This is a genomic window from Pseudovibrio denitrificans JCM 12308 (assembly GCF_001310815.1).
GTDB lineage: Bacteria > Pseudomonadota > Alphaproteobacteria > Rhizobiales > Stappiaceae > Pseudovibrio > Pseudovibrio denitrificans.
Genome location: NZ_BAZK01000050.1, coordinates 1 through 5728 on the forward strand (window position 1 = coordinate 1; position 5728 = coordinate 5728).

5 protein-coding genes, 2 tRNA genes and 1 pseudogene are annotated in these 5728 nt (G+C 52.4%); 3 read left to right on the forward strand and 5 right to left on the reverse strand.

Translation table 11 applies throughout. From position 1 onward, the window contains the following. The first annotated feature begins 103 nt into the window (after positions 1 to 103). Together JCM12308_RS27180 and JCM12308_RS27185 are read left to right on the forward strand one after the other, a co-directional pair. Positions 104 to 179, forward strand: a tRNA-Val gene (locus JCM12308_RS27180). Positions 180 to 609: 430 nt separating this feature from the next. Beyond that, positions 610 to 1091 (forward strand): annotated as a pseudogene (locus JCM12308_RS27185) (hypothetical protein). A gap of 88 nt (positions 1092 to 1179) precedes the next feature. Here JCM12308_RS27185 and JCM12308_RS27190 read toward each other — a convergent pair. The 5 genes from JCM12308_RS27190 to JCM12308_RS31150 form a co-directional block, all read right to left on the reverse strand. Beyond that, positions 1180 to 1809, reverse strand: a complete 630-nt coding sequence (locus tag JCM12308_RS27190) for a hypothetical protein (protein WP_054785742.1) — start codon at positions 1807 to 1809, stop codon at positions 1180 to 1182. Further along, complete coding sequence (locus JCM12308_RS27195) at positions 1806 to 2420, reverse strand: peptidoglycan-binding domain-containing protein (protein WP_054785743.1); 615 nt, start codon at positions 2418 to 2420, stop codon at positions 1806 to 1808. Before JCM12308_RS27195 ends, JCM12308_RS27190 begins: the two co-directional genes overlap by 4 nt. Before the next feature lie 276 nt (positions 2421 to 2696). Next, a complete protein-coding gene (locus JCM12308_RS27200; RefSeq protein ID WP_054785744.1) occupies positions 2697 to 3959 on the reverse strand; it encodes a hypothetical protein in 1263 nt (420 codons plus the stop codon). A 186-nt stretch (positions 3960 to 4145) separates the two neighbouring features. Further along, entirely contained in the window at positions 4146 to 4904 is a 759-nt protein-coding gene (locus JCM12308_RS27205) for a hypothetical protein (RefSeq protein ID WP_208978972.1), read from the reverse strand. A gap of 26 nt (positions 4905 to 4930) precedes the next feature. Then, positions 4931 to 5263, reverse strand: a complete 333-nt coding sequence (locus JCM12308_RS31150) for a hypothetical protein (RefSeq protein ID WP_208978973.1) — start codon at positions 5261 to 5263, stop codon at positions 4931 to 4933. A 379-nt stretch (positions 5264 to 5642) separates the two neighbouring features. Here JCM12308_RS31150 and JCM12308_RS27210 point away from each other — a divergent pair. Then, positions 5643 to 5719, forward strand: a tRNA-Asp gene (locus tag JCM12308_RS27210). The last annotated feature ends 9 nt before the right edge of the window (positions 5720 to 5728 follow it).

Genomic DNA, 5728 nt, shown 5'->3' on the forward strand with positions numbered 1-5728 from the left:
TCGTCAGTTGGTAGAGCGCTTCGTTTACACCGAAGTATGTCGGGAGTTCGAGTCTCTCATCGCCCACCATTCTCTTTTAAGGGAATGTTCAACGCGCCTGGATGGGCGATTAGCTCAGTTGGTAGAGCGCTTCGTTTACACCGAAGATGTCGGGAGTTCGAGTCTCTCATCGCCCACCATTCCTCTTTCAAGAGGATGCCAAGTCTCCCGGAGATCCGCGGAGGCTTTTTTGTTGTCTGATCTTCCGAAAATTATCGAGTACTGCTCCATTAAGCTTAAGGGCGCCTTACGGCTCTTGGTTTCTCAAGACTGTAGGGAAGGGGGCTAATCTGAGCAAAAACCAAAGGATGATCTCAGGATCTTCTGGCTAAGCTTCTGGTAGTGATTTGTGGAGTTTGTTCCCAGAACGTGTCCTTGAATTTTTGATTTTTCAAGGCGGTTTTAGGTTGGAGTGCGCGTTTTCACTGGTTGATCTTGATCAATCCACCGTCACGTGTACTTGAGCTGTTATTGATCGGCTAAGTGTGTCGTAGATAACACCAGTTCGAACCGAGATGGTTTTTAACTCCGCATAGCAAACAAGTATAACTACGTGGAGGCATGCGCCGTATGAGTGGTTCAAGTCATAAGCACCCCATCTGTCCGCCACTTGTGTGGCATACCTTGGTCACCATCATTCTGGCTGGCATCGTTGCTGATGTGAGCTGGGAGATCTGGGCGCGTTATATTACGCCGTTCTGGGTTGGTGGTCCTCTTCAGCCAGCTGCTCTTGTGCAGTCTGTGTTCGGCTTCAGAAACCTGTTCTGGGCGGAAGTCATTCACGCCGTTGTTGGCGTTGTCTTCTACCACTGGGTTACGTTTATATTGCCCGTCCGCTGGCTCGTGTGATCATTCCGCCGCTGCCATGGTGGATTGTTGGTCTTTGCTACGGTGTTGGTTTGTGGGTGTTCGCGCTTTACATCATGGCGCACATCTTTGCTGGCCTGCCACCGTTCCTCGGCTTCATTCAGCTGACATGGGCTTCCCTGGTTGGTCACATGCTCTTCGGCTTCATGACCGCTCTGGTGGTCCGCTACCGTCACGGTTGGTGATTGGCTGATACGTGATTAAGTTCACTGCAAAAGAAAAGGCGGAGCGCTGTGCTCCGCCTTTTTTGCGTTTGTAGGTTCTGTTGATCTTTTAGAAGGTCAGATCCTGAGCTGATTTTGAAGAGATCTGGAACACGCCTTTACGGTTTTCAATCGCGTCTTTGATTGGCTGGCTGCTGTAGAACACCAGACGCAGGCCGCTGACAGTGTCTTCGCCGAACACTTCCAGACTGTGATAGTCGGTGCAATTGTCAGAGAGTTGGCGCAGGGCTTCTGGTTGGGCTGGCTTTGCCAGTGCTTCTTTCAGCAGTTCACCGCTGTTGTTGAGGTAGGTGATGCGGCAGGTTTTGTCTTCTGATGCGGTCATGTTCTCATAGTGAGAGAGAACAGGGTAGGCCTCCAGAAGTTTGCCCATGATCGCGGCGCGTGGTGCTGGGTTCTTGAAGCTGACTTCGCGCTGCAGGCCGTAGATTTTCTCGTCCTGTGTCAGAACACTGACGGTTTCGGTCAGAGAATCTTTTTCCAACGAGCAGACGGTCTTTGTTTCTTCAACAACGCAATCTTTGTAGCCAACCTTCTCCAGCAAGCCTTTTACGTCATGCTCAAAGCGTTCCACCGTCAGGCCATGGATGGCAGGCAGGTTGGCGGGGTCGAGTGCCATGCGTTTGGAGCTGGTTGCTGCAACCTTTGTCTCGTTCTTCGCTGGGGCATTAGCGGTCACAGCATGATCTGCGTGTTGTTGGTGACGTTAGAGGCAGCAGCTGGAACTGTGATGTTGACCAAGCGTGTTGGCAGGCCCGGCGTTGGTATGACTGACGCAACTGGTGTTGGCGCCAGGGAGCCGCCTTGTGCAGGGGCTGCGGTTGCGACTGGAACAACGACTGTATTGACAGCAGGAGCAGGTGCGGCTGCTGCAACAGGCGCTGCTGGTGCGGCCTGTTGTGGGGAAGTCAACTCATACAGCTTGGCAATCTGGCTGTTGTTGAGCTTTCCGCTGGCTGGCGCGCCGATTGAAATCTGGAACTGGCGGATTGCGTTGCGTGTGCGGCGACCGGAAACGCCGTCCGGAGTGCCAGCATCAAAGCCGAGCATGTTCAGACGTGCCTGCACGTCCTGAGTTTCAGCTGAATAGTTGCTTCTTTTCCGTGTGGCTTTGCGCTGTGCTGGCTGCGCCTGATTGGCATTGTTCTTTTTGGCGCCGTTTACAATTGCGCTGCCGATGATGCCTGCGCCGAGGCCGAAGATAAAATCCTCAGAGCCTGCGCGAGCAGATGTGGCGCTGATTGCTAAAGAGAGGCAGAGAGCTGAAGTAAGCTTTGTCGTTTTGCGCATATTTTTGCCTTGCACGTATCAATAAACTTAAAGAAGCGGAGAGAAAGAACTCGCTGCCGTACATTTATCTCAAACTATAATAAATTGTAAGTTGAATATTTGAATGAAATCGCGCTGAGGTTGAATGATGGCTGCGCTAAACCGTCGCCTTTGCGAATCTCCCAACTCAATATTTGGTTTGGGAGATTTACACAGTAGAGCATGTTCGGCGGTTGGAGACAAATCCAAAGCTGATTGTGGGGGCAAGCCTCTAATGAGAGGCTTGCTTTGCTGGTGCTATTTCACACCCCAGATGGAGAGTTTGACTTGTTGGTTTTCGCCGATGAGGGCGACGACGAAGTTGGCGTCGTAGTTTCGGATAGGGTGAAACTCAGCGATAGAGACGTCGTAGTATTTGCCATTGATACGACCTGAGGCGTCTTTGTCATAGGTGGTTCCTGCGTGATCCCATAAGTGGACTTCCATGCGCTGTTTGCCTCGGTTCTTTGGGTTGCGTTTGCAGAACGTATCAAAGCCCAGGTGGCTGCTGACCAGATAGTTGCCATTGCCGATGACTTCGACAGCGACTTCCTTCGCTACACCGCCGCTGCCCTGAAACTCACGATCTGCTCCGCGACGCAGGAATTGGGTGCCGTCTGTTCCTATGTCCCATTCGATGAGCTTTCCGCGTCCGTGGGGTTCTTTGTGTATTGTCTGTCCCAGGCATCTGTGTCCAGTCTTGAACTCACTGGGGCCTTCGCTTGTGGTGAGGGTGATCCATCGGCCATTAGGGCTGCCGTCTGCAGCTGTGATAGTGGCTTTCTGTATTGCTCCTGCCACCCAAGTAGGGCCGCGCTCGATTACTGTTGCGTCCTGGCGCTTGCGCAAGCGTGTTATTCTCAACTTCCCATCGCTGTCTCGAAAAGCGAGCAGGTTTGCAGTTCCATCGCTCAGGGCAAGTTGATCTGCATTGCCCGCAAACTCATAAATACCACGGCGGTGGAGTGCTTTTTCGGTGGGAATGTCTTCCGCCTGCTTCAGCTTGAAGGCTTGTGCAAATAGTGTTCCGTTTTTGCGTTGAGCGACGACCATAGCTGCTGAACCGGAGCTTGCAGAGGTTACCTCTGTAACTTCCGGGCCGGAGCGAAAACCGCGATATGTGATGGTCCCGTTACCAGTTATTTTCCAGAGCATCACTCTGAGTTTGTTATCTCCATCGATAATCGGTGTGATGAAGTGTGTGTCGTCGATTCTCGCGATGGAGACACTGCGGGCTTTGCTGCGGTCTACGAGGTCTACTGGAGTTGCGACATCAGATTGCCAAGTGGAGATGACAAAGTTGTCTGCTGAATCTGAGGCGACGAGAATGTAACCTGGATGTCCGTTGGCATCATAACTTTCGGCCACAATTTCATTGGCGAGGAATGGGAAGGAGTATGATGTTGCGATGTATGAGACGTCAGGTTTGAACTCTTTCAGCTTATACAACTTTTCAGAAAGGGCCGGGGTGATGCACAGGCAGTAGGCGGCCAGCAGAGCCAGCGCTTTTATTCTCATCATATTGGAGCTCCCGAAGGGTCATAAATGCAGGTGGGCAGAAATGAATTCCGGGAGCTACTTTAACTGTGTATGCAGCAGGAATAATCCCTCGGTTGTGGGGAGGTAATCCTGACAAGAAGGGCTGGCAGTTTGTGTTGGCCGCCGGAGAATGGGGCCAACACAAGGGGGCGTAGAAAAGGGCAGTGCTCAGAACTTCAGTTCGTCAGCGGCTTCTGATTTGGTTTGGAAGATGCCGGTTTGCTTTTCCTCTGCGAGTTGGATCGGGTAGCCGTCGTAAAGCACGATGCTCATGGATTTGAGATTGCGGCTGCCTTCCAGCTCAATGGCGTAGAAGTTCCGGCAGTTCTCGGTCAATGTCAGGAGTGTTTCCGGATCGGATGGATTGGCTTCGGCTGTGGCGAGCAGGCTGTTGGCATCTCCGGTGTAGCGTTCGAGACAACTTTTCGAGGTTGAGGTTGCCATCTTCTTAAAGCGGGTGAGGTTGGGGTAGGCTTCTGCAAGCTTGGTCAGTACGGCTGAGCGCGGGGCGGCTGTTTTGAAGCTGACATTCCGAGAGATGCCGTAGATGACTTTCCCGACTTTGACGACGCTGACTGTTTCCTCCAGGTTCTTGGAGGTCTTTTCGCAGATTGTGAGGCCTGTGGTTTCAACGCATTCCTCATAGCCTTCTGTTTTCAGCAGATCGGCTGTTCTGTCGCTGCGCATGCCGGTGACCATCCCATAGATGTTGGGCGGGTTTTTCGGGTCCAGTGCGAGCTTGCTCTCTTTGGGGAGTCTGGCGGTTGCTTTTTCAGCTTCCGTGTATCCGCCCGGGTTGGACTGGGGCAGGGGCGGTTTAACCGGGGAGGGTTGTGCCTGATCGATCTGCGTCTTGGGGCGGCGTACCTTTATGGTGCGGGCGTAAAGTGCTTCCAGCTGAGAAGAAGTGAGGTGTCCTGTGGCCACATAGCCAAGAGAGTGCTGGAATTTGCCTATGGCGCGGAGGGTGCGTTTACCGGCGACACCATCAGGAAAGCGGCATTGTATCCAAGCAAGTTGAGACGATATTGGACGTCTTTCAGCTGAATGCGGCTGAGTGCTACTGTCTGCTGGCTTGGGATACGCGGAACGCTGTGTGGTGGTTGCTGCTGTGCGTTCACCACTTGCGAGGGTTGCTGTTCGTTGGTGGCGTGATCAATGATCGTCTTGCCGATGGCGCCTACGCCAAGGCCGATGATGAAGTCCCCAGTGTCTGCCTGTGCAAGTGATGGTGCTACGACAGCTGTTGTTGCTACGAGAGCAAGCGTTTTGAAAAATGTGCCCATAAAACCGGTCCTTAAAATGAATTGGACTGTCGACTTTTTTGTTTTTTGGCTGTGATGATCGCGAAAAGTGTATCGCGGAAGCCGCCCCAGACTAAGTAGAATTACGAGATTTGACTTTTTTGAGGCGGTTTTCGAAATTTCATGGACGGCAAAAAAGATTTTTTTCGAAGTCAGGCGAAATATCCTTGAGTCCAGAAGGGGATAAAATGCCTATTTCGAGGCCTTGTTTTCCACATCTGAGGGCTTTCAGAGGCCAATTTTCACAGTGAAAACAGGTTATTCAGGAAAAACTCGCAAACTGCATCCAACGGTGCTTGACTTGGACCCGCCCCCGCCGTACATCAGCGCCACCAACAACGACACAACGTTGCTGACCCAAGCGGGTGTAGCTCAGTTGGTTAGAGTGCCGGCCTGTCACGCCGGAGGTCGCGGGTTCGAGCCCCGTCACTCGCGCCACTTTTCTTC